The organism is Roseateles sp. UC29_93, assembly GCF_042695725.1.
In the GTDB taxonomy this organism is placed as follows: domain Bacteria; phylum Pseudomonadota; class Gammaproteobacteria; order Burkholderiales; family Burkholderiaceae_C; genus Roseateles; species Roseateles noduli_A.
Genome location: NZ_CP170545.1, coordinates 1,123,287 through 1,141,323 on the forward strand (window position 1 = coordinate 1,123,287; position 18,037 = coordinate 1,141,323).

Annotated in this window: 11 protein-coding genes; 5 read left to right on the forward strand and 6 right to left on the reverse strand. The window is 70.0% G+C overall.

Annotated elements, in window-relative coordinates:
• Positions 1–145 precede the first annotated feature (145 nt).
• From ACFJIX_RS05220 to ACFJIX_RS05230, 3 genes are all read left to right on the forward strand, one after another.
• Positions 146–3,706: an indolepyruvate ferredoxin oxidoreductase family protein gene (locus ACFJIX_RS05220; protein WP_377158236.1), complete on the forward strand. Its 3,561-nt coding sequence runs from the start codon at positions 146–148 to the stop codon at positions 3,704–3,706.
• Positions 3,707–3,903: 197 nt separating this feature from the next.
• Positions 3,904–4,818 carry a DUF2167 domain-containing protein gene (locus ACFJIX_RS05225; protein WP_377161618.1) on the forward strand — a complete coding sequence of 305 codons (915 nt, stop codon included), beginning with the start codon at positions 3,904–3,906 and terminating at the stop codon, positions 4,816–4,818.
• Positions 4,819–4,822: 4 nt separating this feature from the next.
• On the forward strand, positions 4,823–5,557 hold the full coding sequence (locus tag ACFJIX_RS05230; protein ID WP_377158238.1) for a site-2 protease family protein: 735 nt from the start codon (positions 4,823–4,825) through the stop codon (positions 5,555–5,557).
• Positions 5,558–5,579: 22 nt separating this feature from the next.
• On the opposite strand, the gene ACFJIX_RS05235 is transcribed toward ACFJIX_RS05230, so the two are convergent.
• The 6 genes from ACFJIX_RS05235 to ACFJIX_RS05260 all read right to left on the reverse strand — a co-directional run bounded on the left by ACFJIX_RS05235 (position 5,580) and on the right by ACFJIX_RS05260 (position 16,362).
• The gene (locus ACFJIX_RS05235) at positions 5,580–6,095 is read right to left on the reverse strand and encodes a hypothetical protein (RefSeq protein ID WP_377158240.1); all 516 of its coding nucleotides are present in this window, start codon (positions 6,093–6,095) and stop codon (positions 5,580–5,582) included.
• A gap of 97 nt (positions 6,096–6,192) precedes the next feature.
• Positions 6,193–7,800 carry a CYTH domain-containing protein gene (locus tag ACFJIX_RS05240; protein WP_377158242.1) on the reverse strand — a complete coding sequence of 536 codons (1,608 nt, stop codon included), beginning with the start codon at positions 7,798–7,800 and terminating at the stop codon, positions 6,193–6,195.
• Positions 7,800–9,536, reverse strand: coding sequence for an alkaline phosphatase D family protein (locus ACFJIX_RS05245; protein WP_377158244.1), 1,737 nt, complete (start codon positions 9,534–9,536; stop codon positions 7,800–7,802). Before ACFJIX_RS05245 ends, ACFJIX_RS05240 begins: the two co-directional genes overlap by 1 nt.
• Positions 9,533–13,303 (reverse strand): alpha/beta fold hydrolase, encoded by a 3,771-nt coding sequence (locus ACFJIX_RS05250; protein ID WP_377158246.1) that lies wholly within the window; start codon positions 13,301–13,303, stop codon positions 9,533–9,535. Before ACFJIX_RS05250 ends, ACFJIX_RS05245 begins: the two co-directional genes overlap by 4 nt.
• Positions 13,304–13,653: 350 nt before the next feature.
• Positions 13,654–15,456, reverse strand: coding sequence for a hybrid sensor histidine kinase/response regulator (locus tag ACFJIX_RS05255; protein ID WP_377158248.1), 1,803 nt, complete (start codon positions 15,454–15,456; stop codon positions 13,654–13,656).
• Between the two features lie 327 nt (positions 15,457–15,783).
• Complete coding sequence (locus ACFJIX_RS05260) at positions 15,784–16,362, reverse strand: HD domain-containing protein (protein ID WP_377158250.1); 579 nt, start codon at positions 16,360–16,362, stop codon at positions 15,784–15,786.
• 327 nt (positions 16,363–16,689) lie between these two features.
• Between ACFJIX_RS05260 and ACFJIX_RS05265 the strand changes: the two genes are divergently transcribed.
• Positions 16,690–17,253 carry a cytochrome b gene (locus ACFJIX_RS05265; protein WP_377161620.1) on the forward strand — a complete coding sequence of 188 codons (564 nt, stop codon included), beginning with the start codon at positions 16,690–16,692 and terminating at the stop codon, positions 17,251–17,253.
• 169 nt (positions 17,254–17,422) lie between these two features.
• The gene (locus ACFJIX_RS05270; RefSeq protein WP_377161622.1) at positions 17,423–17,983 is read left to right on the forward strand and encodes a YceI family protein; all 561 of its coding nucleotides are present in this window, start codon (positions 17,423–17,425) and stop codon (positions 17,981–17,983) included.
• Positions 17,984–18,037 lie beyond the last annotated feature (54 nt).

The window sequence follows — 18,037 nt, forward strand, 5'->3', positions numbered from 1 at the left end:
TAGCAAACACTCGCCGGGCATTGTTTCCTACACTGTTCTCTGCGTTTTCCGCGCGCCGCCATACTCGGCGCGACGGCAGCCAAGGCACACGGCCTCGCCACAAGCGGGGACCGGAGGTCAGCCACCCATCAGGAGACTCCCCCGCATGAACGCCCCCTTGCCCGAACACATCCTGCGCGCCCTCGAGAAGGTCACGCTGGATGACAAGTACGCACTCGACGAGGGCCGCGCCTTCATGAGCGGCGTCCAGGCGCTGGTCCGCCTGCCGATGCTGCAACGCACCCGCGACGCCATCGCCGGCCTCAATACCGCCGGTTTCATCTCGGGCTACCGCGGCTCCCCGCTGGGCGGCTACGACCAGGCCCTGATGGCCGCGAAGAAGCACCTCGCCAAGCAGCACATCGTCTTCCAGCCGGGCGTCAACGAGGAACTCGGCGCCACCGCCGTCTGGGGCACCCAGCAGCTCGCGCTCTTCCCGGAGAAGGCGAAGTTCGACGGCGTCTTCGGCATGTGGTACGGCAAGGGCCCTGGCGTGGACCGCTCCATCGACGTGTTCAAGCACGCCAACATGGCCGGCACCTCGAAGCACGGCGGCGTGATCGCCATCGCCGCGGACGACCATATCGCCAAGAGCTCCACCGCCGCCCACCAGAGCGACCACGTCTTCAAGGCCGTCGGCTTCCCGGTGTTCTTCCCGAGCAGCGTCCAGGAGATCCTGGACATGGGCCTGCACGCCTTCGCGATGAGCCGCTTCTCCGGCCTGTGGTCGGGCATGAAGACGATCCAGGAGATCGTCGAATCGTCCAGCAGCGTCAGCGTTGATCCCGACCGCGTCGAGATCCTGATGCCCGAGGACTTCCAGATGCCCCCGGGCGGCCTGCACATCCGCTGGCCCGATCCGCCGCTCGATCAAGAGGCGCGGATGATGGACCACAAGTGGTACGCCGCCCTCGCCTACGTCCGCGCCAACAAGCTCAACCACAACGTCATCGCCACGCCGCATGACCGCATCGGCCTGATCGCGTCGGGCAAGGCCTGGAACGACACCCGCCAGGCGTTGCACGACCTGGGCCTGGACGACGACAGCTGCCGCCGCCTGGGCATCCGGCTGCACAAGGTCAACGTCGTGTGGCCGCTGGAAGCGACCATCACCCGCGACTTCGCCACCGGGCTGCAGGAGATCCTCGTCATCGAGGAGAAGCGCCAGATGATCGAGTACCAGCTCAAGGAAGAGCTGTACAACTGGCGTCCGGACGTCCGCCCGAACGTGCTGGGCAAGTTCGACGAGACCGACGGCGACCGCAGCGGCGGCGAGTGGAGCCACCCGAACCCGAGCAGCAACTGGCTGCTGCGCCCGCAGGCCGACCTGACGCCGGCCATCATCGCCCGCGCCATCGCCAAGCGGCTGAAGAAGCTCGGTGTCGACGCCGACACCGCCGCGCGCCTGGACGCCCGCATGGCGCTGATCGACGCCAAGGAGCAGTCGCTCAAGAGCGAAGAGAAGACCGCCGGCGGCGCCGACCGCACGCCGTGGTTCTGCTCCGGCTGCCCGCACAACACCAGCACGCGCGTGCCGGACGGCTCGCGCGCCGTGGGCGGCATCGGCTGCCACTACATGGTCACCTGGATGCCGGGCCGCAACACGGCGACCTTCACCCAGATGGGCGGCGAAGGCGTGCCCTGGGTCGGCCAGGCGCCGTTCACCGACGAGAAGCACATCTTCAGCAACCTCGGCGACGGCACCTACTTCCACAGCGGCATCCTGGCGATCCGCCAGTCCATCGCCGCCGGCGTGAACATCACCTACAAGGTGCTGTACAACGACGCGGTCGCGATGACCGGCGGCCAGCAGGTCGGCGAGCGCCCCGAAGGCCACAGCGTCACGCAGATCATGAACAGCCTGGTCAGCGAAGGCGTGGCCAAGCTGATCATCGTCACCGACGAGCCGGAGAAGTACGACGGCAAGCCGCTGGCGCCCGGCGTCACGGTGCATCATCGCGACGAGCTGGACGCGCTGCAGCGCCAGTTCCGCGAGATCCCCGGCACCACGGTCATCATCTACGACCAGACCTGCGCGACCGAGAAGCGCCGTCGCCGCAAGCGCGGCAAGCTGGTCGATCCGGCCAAGCGCACCGTCATCAACGAGCTGGTCTGCGAAGGCTGCGGCGACTGCTCGGTGCAGTCGAACTGCCTGTCGGTCGAACCGCTGGAGACCGAGTTCGGCCGCAAGCGCCAGATCAACCAGAACACCTGCAACAAGGACTTCAGCTGCGTGAAGGGCTTCTGCCCGAGCTTCGTCACCATTGAAGGCGGCGAGCTCAAGAAGCCCAAGAAGGACAAGCGCGTCAGCCCGTTCGACGCGTCGCTGCCGGTCATCCCGCAGCCGACGATCCCGAACGCGGTCGAGGCCTGGGGCATCGTCGTGGCCGGCGTCGGCGGCACCGGTGTGATCACGATCGGCCAGTTGCTCGGCATGGCCGCGCATCTGGAAGGCAAGGGCGTCATCACGCAGGACGCGGCCGGCCTCGCCCAGAAGGGCGGCGCGACTTGGAGCCACATCCAGATCGCCAACACGCCGGACGCGATCCACTGCACCAAGGTCGGCACCGCGGAGGCGGACCTGGTCATCGCCTGCGATTCCATCGTCGCCGCCAACAAGACGACGCTGGCCGTGATGCGCGAAGGCCGCAGCTTCGTCGCGCTGAACACGCACGGCTCGCCGACCGCGACGCTGGTCAACGACGCCAACTGGTCCTTCCCCGGCGCCGCCTGCGAGGCCGCCGTGCAGAAGGCGGTCGGCGCCTCGCACCTGGGCATGTTCGACGCGGAAGAGGTCGCGGTGAAGCTGCTGGGCGATTCGCTCTACACCAACCCACTGATGCTGGGCTTCGCGTGGCAGAAGGGCCGCGTGCCGCTGAGCCTCGCCGCGCTGATGCGCGCCATCGAGCTCAACGGCGTGCAGGTCGACAACAACAAGGCCGCCTTCGAATGGGGCCGTCGCTGCGCGCATGACCTGGCCGCGGTGCAGTCGCTGTTCGCCGCGCAGCAGGTCATCAACTTCGTCAAGCGCCAGGGCGTGGACGAGTTGATCGCCAAGCGCGTCGAGTTCCTGACCGACTACCAGAACGCCGCCTACGCCGAGCAGTACCGCGCCTTCGTCGAGAAGGTCCGCCAGGCCGAGGCACCGGTGGGCGGCACGCGCCTGACGGAGGCCGTCGCGCGTTATCTGTTCAAGCTGATGGCCTACAAGGACGAATACGAGGTCGCCCGCCTGCACACCGACACGAAGTTCCTCGACAAGATCAAGGGCCAGTTCGAAGGCGACTTCAAGGTCGTGCATCACCTGGCACCGCCGATGCTCGCCAAGAAGGACGACCACGGTCATCTGCAGAAGCGCCCCTTCGGCGGCTGGGTGCGTCCGGCGATGGGCGTGCTGGCCAGGCTGAAGGGCCTGCGCGGCACCGCCTTCGATCCGTTCGGCTACACCGAGGAACGCAAGACGGAACGCCGGCTGATCGCCGACTACCGCGCGACCATCGAGTCGATCCTGGCGAAGGGCCTCAGCACCGAGCGACTGTCGACGGCGGTCGAGTTGGCCCGCATTCCGGAAGACATCCGCGGCTATGGTCACGTCAAGGAGCGCCATCTGAAGGCGGCGCGCCTGAAATGGGACCAGCTGCAGAAGCAGTGGCAAGAAGTGGCCTGATCCGATCCATTTCCCGTCCGCGATACGGCCCGCCCCGGGATGCCTGGGGCGGGCCGTATGTCTTTCGTCACTCAACAAGTTTTTTGACGCCCCCCGATGGGGGAAGTGCGGCTTTCCCGATGACTCGGATCGATAGACTCGCACCCTTCGGCCCGCCAGAGGCCAGGTTCGACACACCATTTCGAGGGAAATCCATGATCGCCACCCCCTTCGCCCGCTCGCTGCGGACCTTCGTCGGCGCACTTGCCGGCGCGATGTTCATCGCGGCCGCGCCCGCCTCGGCGCAGACCGGCGAGAACGAGTTCGCCAAGGTCCTCACCGCTGCCCAGAACGACATCGTCAAGGGGCCGCAGGACGTGAAGTTGTCCAGCCAGGCGGTGCTGCATCTGCCCGAAGGCAAGGTCTACATCCCGCAACCGCATGCGGCCAAGCTGATGCGCGCGATGGGCAACCCGGGCGACTACGGCGACCTGGAAGGCGTGGTGTTCCCGCGCGGCGACGCCGACTGGTTCGCGACGCTGCGTTTTGAGAAGTCCGGCTACATCAAGGACGACGACGCCAAGCACTGGGATGCGGCGGACATGCTGAAGAGCTTCAAGGAAGGCACGGAGGCCGCCAACGAGGAGCGCAAGAAGATGGGCGTGCGCGGGCTGGAGATCACCGGCTGGGCGCAGGAGCCGACCTACGCGGCGGACTCGCACCGTCTGGTGTGGGCGATGAAGTCGCGCGAGGTCGGCGCACAGGCCAACGAGCCGCAGGGCGTCAACTACAACACCTACGCGCTGGGCCGCGAGGGCTACATGAGCCTGAACCTGGTCACGGGCCTGGACGATCTGCCGAAGTACAAGGGCGACGCGCAGCAGTTGCTGGGCGCGCTCGAGTTCAACGACGGCAAGCGCTACGCCGACTTCAACAGCAGCACCGACAAGGTCGCCGAGTACGGCCTGGCCGCGCTGGTGCTGGGCGTCGGCGCCAAGAAGCTGGGGCTGCTGGCGGTGATCGGGGCGTTCTTCCTGAAGTTCGCCAAGATCATCATCCTGGCGGTGGTCGGCTTCGGCGGCGCGATCATGAAGCTGTTCGGCCGCAAGAAGAGCGAGTCCGCGGAGTCCTGAGCCGATGACCAAGCTCCTGTTCCTGCTGTTCTCGGGCGTCAAGCTGAGCAAGCTGCTGTTCAGCGGGGGCACGATGCTGCTGTCGCTGCTGCTGTACGCCTGGATCTACGGCTGGCGCTACGCGGTGGGGTTCGTCGCGCTGCTGTTCGTGCACGAGATGGGTCACTACCTCGCCGCGCGTCAGAAGGGCCTGAACGTGGGCCTGCCGACCTTCATCCCCTTCGTCGGCGCGTGGATCGAGCTCAAGGAGATGCCGCACGACGCGCAGACCGAGGCCTACGTCGGCCTGGGCGGTCCGCTGCTGGGGACTGTCGGCGCGACCGTCTGCTACCTGCTGGCGCGCAGCTGGAACCTGGACTGGCTGCTGGCGGTGTCGTACGCGGGCTTCTTCCTGAACCTGTTCAACCTGATCCCGATGTCGCCGTTCGACGGCGGCCGGATCACGGCGGTGCTGTCGCCGCGGATCTGGTTCGTCGGCGTGCCGGTCCTGGTCGGACTGTTCCTCTACCGGCCCAGCCCGATGCTGCTGCTGATCGCGCTGCTGGCCGCGCCGCAGCTGATGAAGGCATGGAAGTACCGCTCCGACAGCGAGGAGGCGAAGACCTACTACGCAGTCCCCGCCCGCGTGAAGTGGGAGTACGCCGCGTATTACATCGGCCTGGCGGCATTCCTCGCGGTGATGACGCACGACGTCCACGAGATGCTGGGCGCGGCGCGGCATCTCGGCGGCGACACCTGACGGCGGCGTCCGGGCGCGTCGATCAGTCCGGCGCGCCGGGCGCCCGGTAGAACATCGCGGTCGGCGTCTTGCCGCCCTGCCCGCTCGCCCAGCGGAAGTGCGGGTAGGTCGCCTGGTTGTCGACGACGATCATCTCGTCCTGGTTGACGCATCGGACCACCAGGAAGACGTGGTCCTCGCCGTGGTGCTTGTCCTCGCGGCAGGTGCTGCCGACGTCCCCGCCGCGCTGGCTGCCGGGAGGCACCTCGATCCAACCGCGCGCGAGCAGCGTCGCCGGCACGTCGATCGCCCAGCAGAGCTCGGGCACATCGAATCCCGCCGCCCGCATCAGCACCGACAGCGTCATCGCGCATCCGTCGGCGGGATAGGTGCCGCCCTCGGGATCCAGCAATCTGCGCGCGGCGAGCGCCTGCGCGGCGCTGAGCCGGTCGGGATCGACCGCCAGCGCCAGCAGCCCGGGAATCCGGGCGCGATCCGGGACATCCTCGGCGGGACGGGGAGGAAGTTCGGTGAACGGCAGAGGATGGAACAACGGCATGGGGGCCTCGCAGTGACTGGAATGAGGGAGTGCGTCCCGTCGCCTCGGCATGAGGCCGCGGGCGCCCTCTTCAGTGAAGTCAGTCGGCCAAAATGCTTCAGTCCTGCTTGCGGCGCTGCGACGGCTTGGCAGTCTTGGCGCGCTTCGAGGCGTCGCCCACGCCCACGAGCTTCACGGCCTTGACCGCCTTGGTCGCCTTCTCCAACGCCTGCCGCTGACGCGGCCTCAGCCATCCCAGGGCGAAGCCGGCTGCCGCCGCCGCAGGCACGTCGCTTCGTGCCATCGCCAGCGCGAGTTGCTCACGCGCCTGGGACAGGCCGACCTCGAGATCGTTCAGCGCACCGAGCCGCTGCGCGGCCTCGTGGACACGGGCGAGCTCCCGGGCCCGGCGTTCGATGTCCTTCTTGGTCAACTTGCCGCCGTCGACACCGGCAGGGACCGCGAACGTCAGCTCCATCGCCAGGCGCAGGCGTCTCAGGCGGCGCCGCAGGTGATGCCGTCCCTCGACATCGAGACGATCGAAGCGTCTGACCTGCTTGTCCGTCGCGGCGCGCCACTGCGCGAGGTGGGCATGGATGGGGGCCAGGCCTTGCGTCCCTTCGGGCGCGTGGTCCGGCGCGGGGCGCGCGAGCCAGCCGATGACCGCGAGCAGCCAGCCCTGGACCTCCGGCGTGAGCAGCAGGCCGGCGACGTCGATGGGCGCTGCGGGCGAGACCTCGGAGGCCGCGGACGGACGCTCGGCGCGCCAGGCGGCAAGCATCGTCGCGCGCCAGCCGGCTTCGGCCTGCGCATCCGCGTCGCGCGCGGCGGTGAGCCGTCGCGACAGCTGCCCGGCGCCCTCGGCGAGCGCGAGCAGCGCGACGTCGTCGTCCGCCGCCAGCAGCCGCAGGCCGGCGCGCAGGCGGCGCAGACCGACGCGCATCTGATGCAGGTGCTCGGGCCGATGCCGGCCGCTCGCGATCTGCGAGGCATTGCCGACGACCGGCTCCAGGCACTCGCGCAGCAGCACGTGGAGCGCGTCGTCGCAGCTCATGTCCCCGGTCCAGTGGATCGCATGGGAATCGGCGACCGGTGCGCAGTCGAGCTGGCGCGCGAGCAGGTCGCCACGCAGCGCTTTCGTACGCAGCTCCAGCGACAGCCCGAAACGCTCGATGGCCCATTGCCGCGCCGTTTCGAGCACGGCGCGGGCTTCGCCGCTCTTCAGCTCGATCTCCAGCTCGGCGACCGGCGTGCTGCGCAGCGAGTCGCCCTCGCCCGCGAGCAGCGCGCCGTGATCGAGCGCCAGTTCGACCGTGCCATGCGGCGTGCGCAGCGGCCGCGTCAGGCGGGTGATGTCGGTGCGGAACAGCGCCTGCAGCGCGCCTTCGGGCAGAGAGGCCAGCAGCGTCTGCAACGCCTGCCCGGCGGGATGGCCGGCGTGCCGGGCGACGTCGAGCCGGGGAATGTCCGCGCCGAGCGGCACGTTGTGTTCGAGACGGGTCATGCCGTCTGGCGCGGAGCCCTTGAGCGTCTGCACCCAGACCTCGCCCTCGCGCCGCAGACGCAACGCGAAGCCGGCGCGCGCGAGGTCGCGCTCGGGCGTATCGAAGTACGAGGCCTGCAGGCGCTCCTGCGCCGCGACGGACTTGCCCGCCCCCGCGACCCAGCGGCGCACGGCGGGCCATTGCGATTCGGGGATCTGGAAACGCAGTTCGATTTCGGTCATCAGGCAGTGTCGCATGGGCGAAATGACAGCACGGCATCCGGTTCGGCCCGCACCGCACCGGCTCGGTCAAACCAGAGTTCGACCTCCCCACCTCGCACGCGGAGCACCGCGAAGCCATCGCCCGGATGGTCGGCCCATGCGCTGACGACGCATCGCAGCCGCTGACCATCCGGGCCGTCGAACTCGAACACGTCGGGCGCGGCCAGCTCCTCGGCCGCCGTGATCGCGAATGGCCACGGCGCGTAGAGCGCGGAGCTGTGGACCGAGTGGATGCGCACCGGGCCACGGTCGTCACCGTCGACGGCGGAGATCTCCGCGCTCACCCAGCCCGAGCGGTGCTCGTCGCCCGACAGGAACACCAGTCCCGAGGCACGATGCCGCCACACCAAGCCCAACAGTTCATGCAGGCTGTGCGGGTAGCCGTCCCATCCATCCGAACGCAGGCAGCTCGCCGCGTGCTCAACGCTCATCCGGCGTCGCGGCAGCGGCAGCGATCCGCTCAGCACGAACTTCGGCCGAGACGCGCCGCGCGACAACCATTCGTTGAATGCATCGCGTTGGGTGGTCGACCACAGGCGCGCGCTCGACCAGTTTGCGACGCGTCGTGCCTCGCGCTCGCAGCGCGCGTCGGCGGTGAAGAAGGCAGCGCCGCGCCAGTCGAACTCGTGCCACAGCAGTTCCGGGCCGCCCACGCGCGGGCCGGCTTCCCACCGGTGATGCCAGGCGGCCTGGCGCGCGACATCGAACCAGGGGCCGTTGCCGCCGTGGCTGGCGCCAGGACCCGGTTCCCAGTTGTCGACGATCTCGTGGTCGTCGATCGCCTGCACGACGCGCGCCACCGTCGGTGGCAGCAGCCGCACCGGACCGGCCTTGAACTCGCCGTAGGCGCGCGCGTACCGCTCAATGCCGCTGCGCGAGTCGGCCAGTCCGCCGCTCGCATCCGCATAGATCTGGTCGCCGGCGAACAGCACCAGCGAGCAGTCCTGTCCTCGCGCCGTGGATCGCGTGAACTGGTGCAGTCTCGCCAGTGACGCAAGACCTGGCCCCGCCTGCGACGCATCGAGTTCCCACCCCGGACTCACATCCAGCAGGCCCGGTGGGTACTGGCACGCGGCAAGCGCGAAGCACAGGCCTCCGTCGTCGACGGTGACCTCCGACCCGCCCGGCGAGGGCACGAAGCCATGCGCCCAGCGATGCGGCGGCAGATCGAAGAACTGATCCAGCGCGCCTTCGACCTGCGCGTGCAACTCCTCGTGGCCAAGCTCGTGCATCACGCCGCGATGCGCGCCTTCCATGGCCAGCGCGCGCGGCTCCAGGTACAGCGCCACCAGCAGCAGGCCGTGGATGTCGATCTCATGCTCGTCGCCGTCGGCGCCCGTCGCGGCCTCGTCCTTCGGGTGACCCGCTGCATCGGACATCGCGCGCGGCGGCACAGGGAACGCCTCCACGGCCTGCGAGGTCCGCCAGGGCGCGCCCGGCTGCCCCACGCCCGGTGGCACGAAGGACTCGATCCGCCAGGGCTGCGGCAATTGCTCGTAGGTCCAGCCACCGCGCCACCGCATCGGCACCCACAGCAGCCAATGCGGCCAGCCACGCTCCGGTCGCAGCGCTGTGAGCAGTGGCACGCGGCCGGTCTCCGGCGGCGCCCGCTCGATGCGATGACCCGGCGCCTCGGCGCCAATCAGCAGCGCGCTGGCCGGCGCGCCCCGGCGCGTGCCGTGCAGGACCCCGCTCATGACTGCGGCTCCTCGGCCAGGAAGGCCAGCACGTGCGGGAACACCTGCGTCGCGACATGGCGTCCGATCAGGCAGTCCTGATGCCCGTGGCCCGCGATCACCCGGTAGCGATAACGGCCCGGCGCGGCCTGGTCGTAGTAGTCCTTCAGCAGCTCGGCGCTGTCGGCGCTGCACAACCCGTTGTCCTCGCCGTGCAGCGACAGGACCGGGAACGCCTTGAGCAGCGCCAGGCTCTTCGCCAGACTGTCGAGATAGACGCTCGCGCCCTGCCAGTCGGTGATCTCGTGGCATCGGGCGAAGTGGATCGCCTGCGCGACCGTGTCCATGTTCAGCGGCCCGAAGTGGTCGTCGATGAATGCCAGCACCGCGCGATCGACGTTGCCGATCGCGAAGTCGCGCCCGTACAGCAGGTCCATGCGGTGCCGCGTGGCGGTCCAGGGCGTGCGCCTCATCCGCCATGGCGGCCAGGGCGGCGGGTTCTCCAGATCGAACTCGGCCTCCGGATACGGCAGGCTGGCCAGCAGCCGGTCGAGCAGGTGATCGAACAGCGTCGGCGTGCCCTCGGGCCGGAACGCGTACCCGCCCAGCGGCAGGTAGGGCCTCAGGTACTGCATCAGCACGCCGCGCAGGCTGTTCGTCGGCGACATCACCATCAGTGGCGTGACCTGCGAGATCACCAGCTTCGAGATCCGGTCCTTCAGCGCCGCGCGCAGTGCGAAGCAGCGTTCCCACGGCTGCTCGCGCGGCTCCAGCAGCGCCATGTGCAGCATCACCGATCCCATGCAGTGCGCGAGGACGTTGAGCCGCTCCCGACCGGTCTCGCGCAGCACACGATCGACAGCCAGCGGGATGTCGTTGAACGCGGATTCCTCGAAGGTCCACGGCAGCCTGGCCGTCGGCAATCCCGCGCTGGTGCGCAGGTCCAGCAGCCAGACGTCGTGGCCCGCGTCCCACAGCAGCTGGGCCGGACCGGGGCGCACCGAGTGGTGCGCGAAGGTCGTGCCGCTGGCGCTGTAGCCATGGATCATCAGCACGGGTTCGCCGCCCGGCCGGCCGTAACGCGTCAGGCGGATCAGCACCGGCCGGTCGTCGTCCTCGCGCGTCGGGCGGTCCAGGTCCTGGCGCTGCGCGCCCGCGTCGCCCCAGCGGCCGGCGGCCATCTCGATCACCACGGGATCCGGCAGTCCCGGCACCGTGCCCGGCAGGCGCGAGATGCGCCGACGCGGGGCCTCGTCGGGCTTGCGGAAGGTCCAGGCATGCAGCCCGATCGTCATCCGCGCGATGTAGGCCATCAACGCGCCGACGTCGCGCGCCGCCGAAGGGATGTCGCGCGCCTGCCGGATGCGCAGCAGCGGCAGCCGCTCGCGGGCGAGGTGGTGCATGTCCAGCGTCAGGACGATGTCCCGCGCGCCCGGTGGCGGCGCCATGCCGGCGGCCGGCGTCAGCGTCATGCGGCTCAGCTGCGTCCAGGGATTGCCGCGCCGCGTGTAGCTGATCCGCTTGCATCCGCGCAACGACTGCCCGCGCAGCCCGGCGGCCCACGCGGGCAGGTCCGCGGCCGGGTCGATGAGCACCTGGTAGCGCATCACCCGCGCCTCGCCCGCATGGCCCGAGAGGTGCCAGGCGTTGACGGCCCGCGCGCGCAGGCCTGCTCGTGCCGCGCCCGGCGTCCTGGGCGGCGATCTGCGCCCCGCCCAATCGATCAGACCCTGCCAGGCGTCGCGCACGCCGCGGTTGATCGCCCAGGCCCACAGCCCGCGCGCATGCCGCCGCAGCGATCCCGAGTCCTCGCGCTGGAACAGCGTCAGCACGCCTTCCGCCAGCGGCGCGGTGAACAATGCGTGCTCATCGCCGCGTTCCTCGTGCGCCCAGAGGCGACCGTCGCCCGGCTTCGGGCCGACGATCTCGAAGCATCCGGGCCGTCGCTCGCGAGCCTCGAAGACGCGAAGCCGGCTGCCCGGCGCCACGATCAGTCGTCGCTCGGGGCCAGGTCTCAACAGCTCCACCAACGCCTTCGGACGGAAGACGACGCAGAGCTCCACGTACTTCACCGGCGAGCCCGGCGCTCCGGACCAGCGCACGAAGCCGCCGAGGCGCTCGCGCACCTCGATCACCGTGGCATCGGGGGCACTGGCGGCGCCGTCGCTGCTCGCGCTGCCGCCATTGCCGGAGTGACCGGCGGCGGAGGACGGCGGCCCACCCCGTCCAGGCCCGGCAGGCAGGCGGAACACGGGACGCTCCGGCTCCCGGCGCCGGGCCACCGGCGATGGCGCGCCCAGTCGCCAGAGGACGGCGAGCCGGTCCAGCGCCCGCTGCGCCAGCGCGCTGATCGTCAGCGCCGGATTGATCGCGATCGAGCCCGGCACGATCGAGCCGTCCAGCACGACGAGCCCGTCGTGCACCGCCTCGCCGTCGCCGGAAAACACCCGCCCGATCGCGTCGACGACGCCGTCGCTGCCGAGGTCCCCCATCGCGCAGCCCCCCAGCGGATGCACGCTGACCATCGGCCCGCGGGCGTCGTTCGTCAGGAAGGCCATGTCCGGCGGCAGCAGCTGCCACAGCGGATTGCGCAGCAGTCGCGCGCCCTGGGTGTGGCAATGACGCGCCAGCGCCTCGTGACGGCGCGCGATCGCGGGTTCGTCGCGCAGCCCGGGCCAGTCGACCTGCAGCCCGCCTGGCTCCTCGAAGCCTTCCCGTCGGACCAGCCGGCCGGTGCCGCTGTCGCGACCGACGATCGCCAGCGGCAGCTGCCGCTCGGTCACGGAAGGACGGACCGCGAAGGGATCGTCGAAATCGGCGCGCTCCTCATGCGGGCCGGCGTTTGAACGGGCCAGCGCATCCAGCGTCGCCGCCAGCGCGAAGCCCTCCTCGAAGACCGGACGCAATGCGCCGGGAATCGCCAGGTCCTCGACGACATGATCCGGCCCGGCGTCCCACACGCCGGTGATGGTCGGCCCCACCTGGCGCGCCGCGGGCGGCTGGTCCTCGTCGGCGACCGCATGGACCGCCCGCGGCCAGCCGTGGCCGACCGCGATCACGTCGCCGTTGGCCGAGAACGCCTGCCCCAGCATCCGCGACAGCGTCAGCCCCCGGTCCCGCGAGCGCATCAGGATCTCGGTCGACCCCAGGCTGCCGGCGGCCAGGATCACCCGACGGGCGAGCACCTCGAACGGCTCGCCCTGCCGCCGGCGCAGCAGCTCGTCGGTGTGCTGCAGCGTGACGCGCCAACCGGCGCCGGGGGCCGCCACCAATGCTTCGACGCTCGCGCCGCAGACCAGCTCCGCGCCCTGCCGCCAGGCCTGCAGCAGCAGGCTCGTGTCGAGCGACTGCTTGGCCTCGTGGTTGCAGCCGGTCGCGCAGTCGCCGCAGGCGATGCAGGGCTGGTGCGACCATTCGGCCGCACCGCGCGGGCGCGCGTCCATCGCGACCTGGATCCTCGCCGCGCGTGTGCGCGCCGGGTCGAGCGCCTTCAGCGCCTCGAGCCGGCGCGTCTTGAAGCCGGCCTTCGCGCGCAGGCGTTCGATGGTGTTGTCGCCCTCGTCGTCGCGGACGCCCAGCAGCCGCTCGGCGCGCTCGAACCAGGGCGTCATGTCCTCGCGCAGGAAAGCCTGCGGCCAGCCGGGTTCGCGGAACACCGTCGGCGCGGGTCGCTCCATCACGCCCGCGTTGATCAACGATCCGCCCCCCCAGGCCGTTGGCCAGGGCGACACAGACATCCGGTCCCAGCCGCAGGTCGAAGAGCCCTTCGCGACGTCCCGTCGGCGCATCCGCGCCGGGACGCGCCAGCCGCACGTGACCGGGCAGATCGGCGAAGCGGCTGGGGAACGCCCCGGGCAGGTACTCACGCCCGCGCTCGAGCACGACCACGCTCAGCCGACGGCCGTCCTCGTCGCGACGTCCCGCGAGCGCATGCGCCGCCGCGGCGCCGCCATAGCCGCTGCCGACGATCAACACGTCCACGGCGGCCGGGCCCGGCTCCGGGACCGACAGCCGCCCGGCCATCCAGTCCTCGAGCGGCCGCGACAGCCAGCGCGTGCCCGAGGGTCTCGGCCGCCGAGCGTCGGTGCCGTCCGACGTCACGCGAGCCGCCGTGTCGGACGACGCGGCAGACGGGGCCTCAGAGGGGACTCTCGGCGCCTCCTCGAACGGTCGAGACATCGGCACCCTCCCTGCGATATTCGGCCAGCGCGGCCTGCATCGCGTTGATGAGCAGCTCCTCGGTGACCGGTTTGTGCAGCAGCGTCAGGCCCGCCTCGTGGGCCTCGCGCAACCGCTCGGGCGCAGTGTCGCCGCTCACGATCAGCGCGGGCAGTCCCGGGAACGCGCTTCGCAGCGAGCGCACCGCGCTGATGCCGTCCTCCCCGCCGCGCAGCCGGAAGTCGGTCAGCAGCAGGTCCGGCTGCTGGCCCATGCTCTTGAGCAGGCCCTCGCGGGTGCTGCCGGCCAGCAGCACCTGGCAGCCGTGCGCCGTCAGCAGCGCGTGCATCGCGACCCGCACCGGCTCCTCGTCGTCGATCACCAGCACGCGCATGGGCGGCAGCGCCGGGCCCTGCGTCGGCGTCGAGCCGGGCCTCACCAGCCCGATGTCGGCGGCGGTCACGTTCAGCATGAAGCTCGAGCCGTGCCCCGGCGCCGACCGCAGCGCCAGGTGCAGGTCCAGCAGGTCCACCAGCCGCGTCACGATCGACAGGCCCAGACCCAGGCCCTTGGCGCGATCGCGCTCCGGGTTCCCGACCTGGTAGAACTCGTCGAAGATCCGCTGCTGCTCGTGTTCCGGGATGCCCATGCCGGTGTCGCGCACCGTCAGCCGCCAGACTTCCTCGTCCTGGCCGCGATGGACCTCGATCGCCACCTCGCCGCGCGCCGTGTACTCGAGCGCGTTGTCGATCAGGTTGCGCACCACGCGCTCCAGCAGCACGGGGTCGCTCTCGACGCAGGCCTCCGGCGGGCAGTCCAGTCGCAGCAGCAGGTGCTTGCGCAGCGCGGTGGGCTGGAACTCCCGCTGCAGCCGGCCCAGCCAGGGCTGCAAGGCGAAGACCTGGTTGTTCACCGGCACGACGTTGGCGTCGAGCTTCGAGATGTCCAGCAGCGCATCCATCTGCGAGGACAGCGAGTGCAGGGCCAGGTTCATCTGCGTGACGATGACGCGGCCCTCGTCGTCGAGCGGGCGCTTGTCCAGCGCCGCGCCGAACAGGGACAGCGTGTGCATCGGCTGGCGCAGGTCGTGGCTGGCGGAGGCCAGGAAGCGCGTCTTCGCCGCCATCGCCGATTCCGCCTGCGACAGCGCCTGGCGCAGTTGCTGGTTGCTCTTGTTCTGCTGCAGCCGGATCAGCACCGACTCGGCGAAGACGCGGTAGGTGTCGCGCGCCAGGCCGGTCAGGATCAGGCCGAAGAAGACGATCAGCGCCGACAGCACCCAGTCCAGCCAGCGGTGCTCCGCGCCGGGCTCGTGGAACAGCCCCCACGACAGCGCGGTGGCGAGCGTCACCGGCCAGAGGAAGACCTGGAACACGACGCGGTGCCCGGCGGTCGTCGCGACCGCGCCGGCGCACAGGCCCAGCAGCACGATGGTCTGCACCATCCGCTGGAAGTCGCTCAGGTGGGGGGCCGCGATCAGCGAGGCGCTGAAGACCAGCCCGTTGGCCAGGCTCAGCCACACGGCCCAGTCCATGCGCTGTTCCAGCGGGCGGTCCTGCATTTCCGGCAGGCGGCCCAGCACGGCCCAGCGCGTCACCAGTACCGCGTACACGGCGGCCAGCCAGCCGTAGGCCAGCCAGGGCGACATCACGCTGGCCGCCATCACCGCCATCATCAAGGCGGCAATGCTCACCGGATAGGGGACGCGACGACCCTGCTTGCCGATCAGCCGCAGCAGTTCGAGCTCGACGCTCGCCTGCTCGGCGCTGCGCTCACCCGCCATGACCGGAACAGACAGCGCCTGGCCACTGCCGCGAATGGAAATGCATGGGTTGTGTAAGGCTTGTTCTGGGCCGGCAATATATCGTGCCGTGCCGAAAACGTGCCGCGCAGATAAAACTATGCCGACCACCGCCACCCTTGCGGGCTTTGGTAGGTCGGCATAGCGCTCCTCCCCTTGATCACGACGCTGAGGTCCAGGCAGCGCGCGATCGGTACCCAGTATGCAAAGCGACTCGGGGGTCCGATATCCCCCTCAAGAGGGAGACACGCTTTGACATCGACCCATTCCGCATGTGCTCATACGGAATGCGCCTATGCCGCCCGCGCCTCAGGCGATGCGCACCCGTTCCGGGGCCCGCGTGTCGTGCAGCAACTCTTCGAGCAGCACCAGGTAGTAGCCGAGCGGCGGCGTGCGCATGCCCGGCCGCTTGGCCAGATCGTCCCAACGGCGCAGCTGCAGCGAGGCGCTCGCGTGCGGGTGGGCCATGAAGAGCAGCCGTTCCTCCGCATTCATCGGCCCGCCCTGCAACGCCAGGCTGTGGCGCGAGGCGTCCGACAGCCCCGGTCCGTATGCCGGGTCGGTGCTGACCAGGTAACGCTTGGCGGCGACGTGCAGGCGGATCGGCTCCACCACGGCCGGGCCCAATCCCCCGGCGCGCAGCAGCGGCAGCGCGGTCAACTCATGTTCGTCGTCCCGCAGAGGGGCGCCAGAACCGCCGTCCATCAGCTGCCCGATGTCGTGCAGCAGCGCGGCGGCTACAAGGCTATGCTCCGCGTGGGCCCACTCGGCCAGTTGGGCGCATCGGAGCGCGTGCTCCAGCGCGGTGACGGGCTCCCGGCGCTCGTCGCCGTACTGCAGGTGTCCGCGGCGGCGGAACACCGCCTCGATCTTGGCGATCAGGTCCATGGCAACTCCTAGCCATCGCTCCAAGGGCGGAGCGGGCGCCAGTCTCGACCCCGCCGATGACGGATCTGTGAAGCATGGCCGGGGCTCCCATTCAAATTGGATGAACAGTGGCCTCAGTTCCGGTGAACCGACGATGTACGGCGCACGCGGACACTTCATGCCATTCCGGACCTCCCGACGCCCCAGGTCTTCCCAAGGACGCGAGCCGACATGACTGCCATCGACAACCAGAACAACGACCCTGACCAGCAGCCCACGCTGCCCGCCGAGACCCACGATGGCACCGCGGCCCCCATCGCCGCGTCGCCAGCGCCCGCGTCCACGGCGATGCCGCCGGTGCCGGCCGCGGTGCCGCCCACGGGCAAGACCCGGTACGACGGCCTGGCGATGCTCTTCCACTGGGTGCTGGCGATCGCGATCATCGGCACCTTCTCCGTGGGCTGGTACATGGCTGACCTGCCGTTCTCGCTGACGCGGCTGAAGCTCTTCAACTGGCACAAGTGGGCCGGCGTCACGATCCTGGCGCTGTCGGCGCTGCGGCTGCTGTGGCGCCTGACGCACCGCCCGCCGGCGGACCTGCCGATGCCGGGCTGGCAGAAGCTGGGCGCCCACGCGGTGCACTGGCTGCTGTACGCGGCCTTCTTCGCGGTGCCGCTGAGCGGCTGGGCCTACAGCTCGGCGGCGGGCTTCCCGATCGTGTGGTTCGGCGTGCTGCCGCTGCCGGACTTCGTCGGCAAGGACAAGGAACTGGCCGAATCGCTGAAGCAGGTCCACCAGTTCTTCGCCTACGGGCTGGGGCTGCTGGTGCTTGCCCACCTTGGCGCCGTGGTCAAGCATGTCGTCCTCGACAAGGACGGCCTGCTGCGGCGCATGCTCCCGGGCCGCGCCTGAGCGGCACGGCGACAGCCCCGGCCCGGACCGCAAGAAACAACACCTGACAACACCTGACCCCCAAGATCCACGACTGGCAGAGGACCTCATGACCGCACGCATGGCCACCCATCTCTCGATCACCGCGCTGTCGGTGCTGAGCGCCGCCCTCCTCCTGGCCGCGCCGGCGATGGCGCAGAACAAGCCGGCGGCAGCGCCCGCCACGGCAGCCGCCGCGACGACGGCGGCCGCGCCCAAGCTGGTGCCGGCGCAGAGCGACATCGCCTTCACCTTCCGCCAGATGGGCGTGCCGGTGGACGGCCACTTCAAGAAATTCGATGCGCAGCTGGCCTTCGATCCGAAGAACGCCGCGGCGGGCAAGGTCACCTTGTCGATCGAGCTGGGCAGCGCCACGCTGGGCGACGCCGCGACCGACGCGGAGCTGGTCAAGCCCGAGTGGTTCAACGTGAAGAAGGTCCCGACGGCCACGTTCCAGAGCACCTCGCTGAAGGCGCTGGGCGGCGGCAAGTTCGAGGCCGCCGGCAAGCTGACCATCAAGGGTCAGGTCAAGGACGTGGTCGTCCCGGTGGCGCTGGCCCAGGCCGGCGGCACGACGACGGCGACCGGCGCGTTCGCGATCAAGCGGCTGGACTTCAACATCGGCGAAGGCGAATGGAAGGACACCTCCATCGTCGCCAACGACGTGCAGGTGAAGTTCAAGCTGGCCATCACCGGCATGGCGCCGCTGTAAGCCGATTCCGAGGCCCATCCGCAGCCTCTCCCGATTTCTCCAACCGGTCCGGGT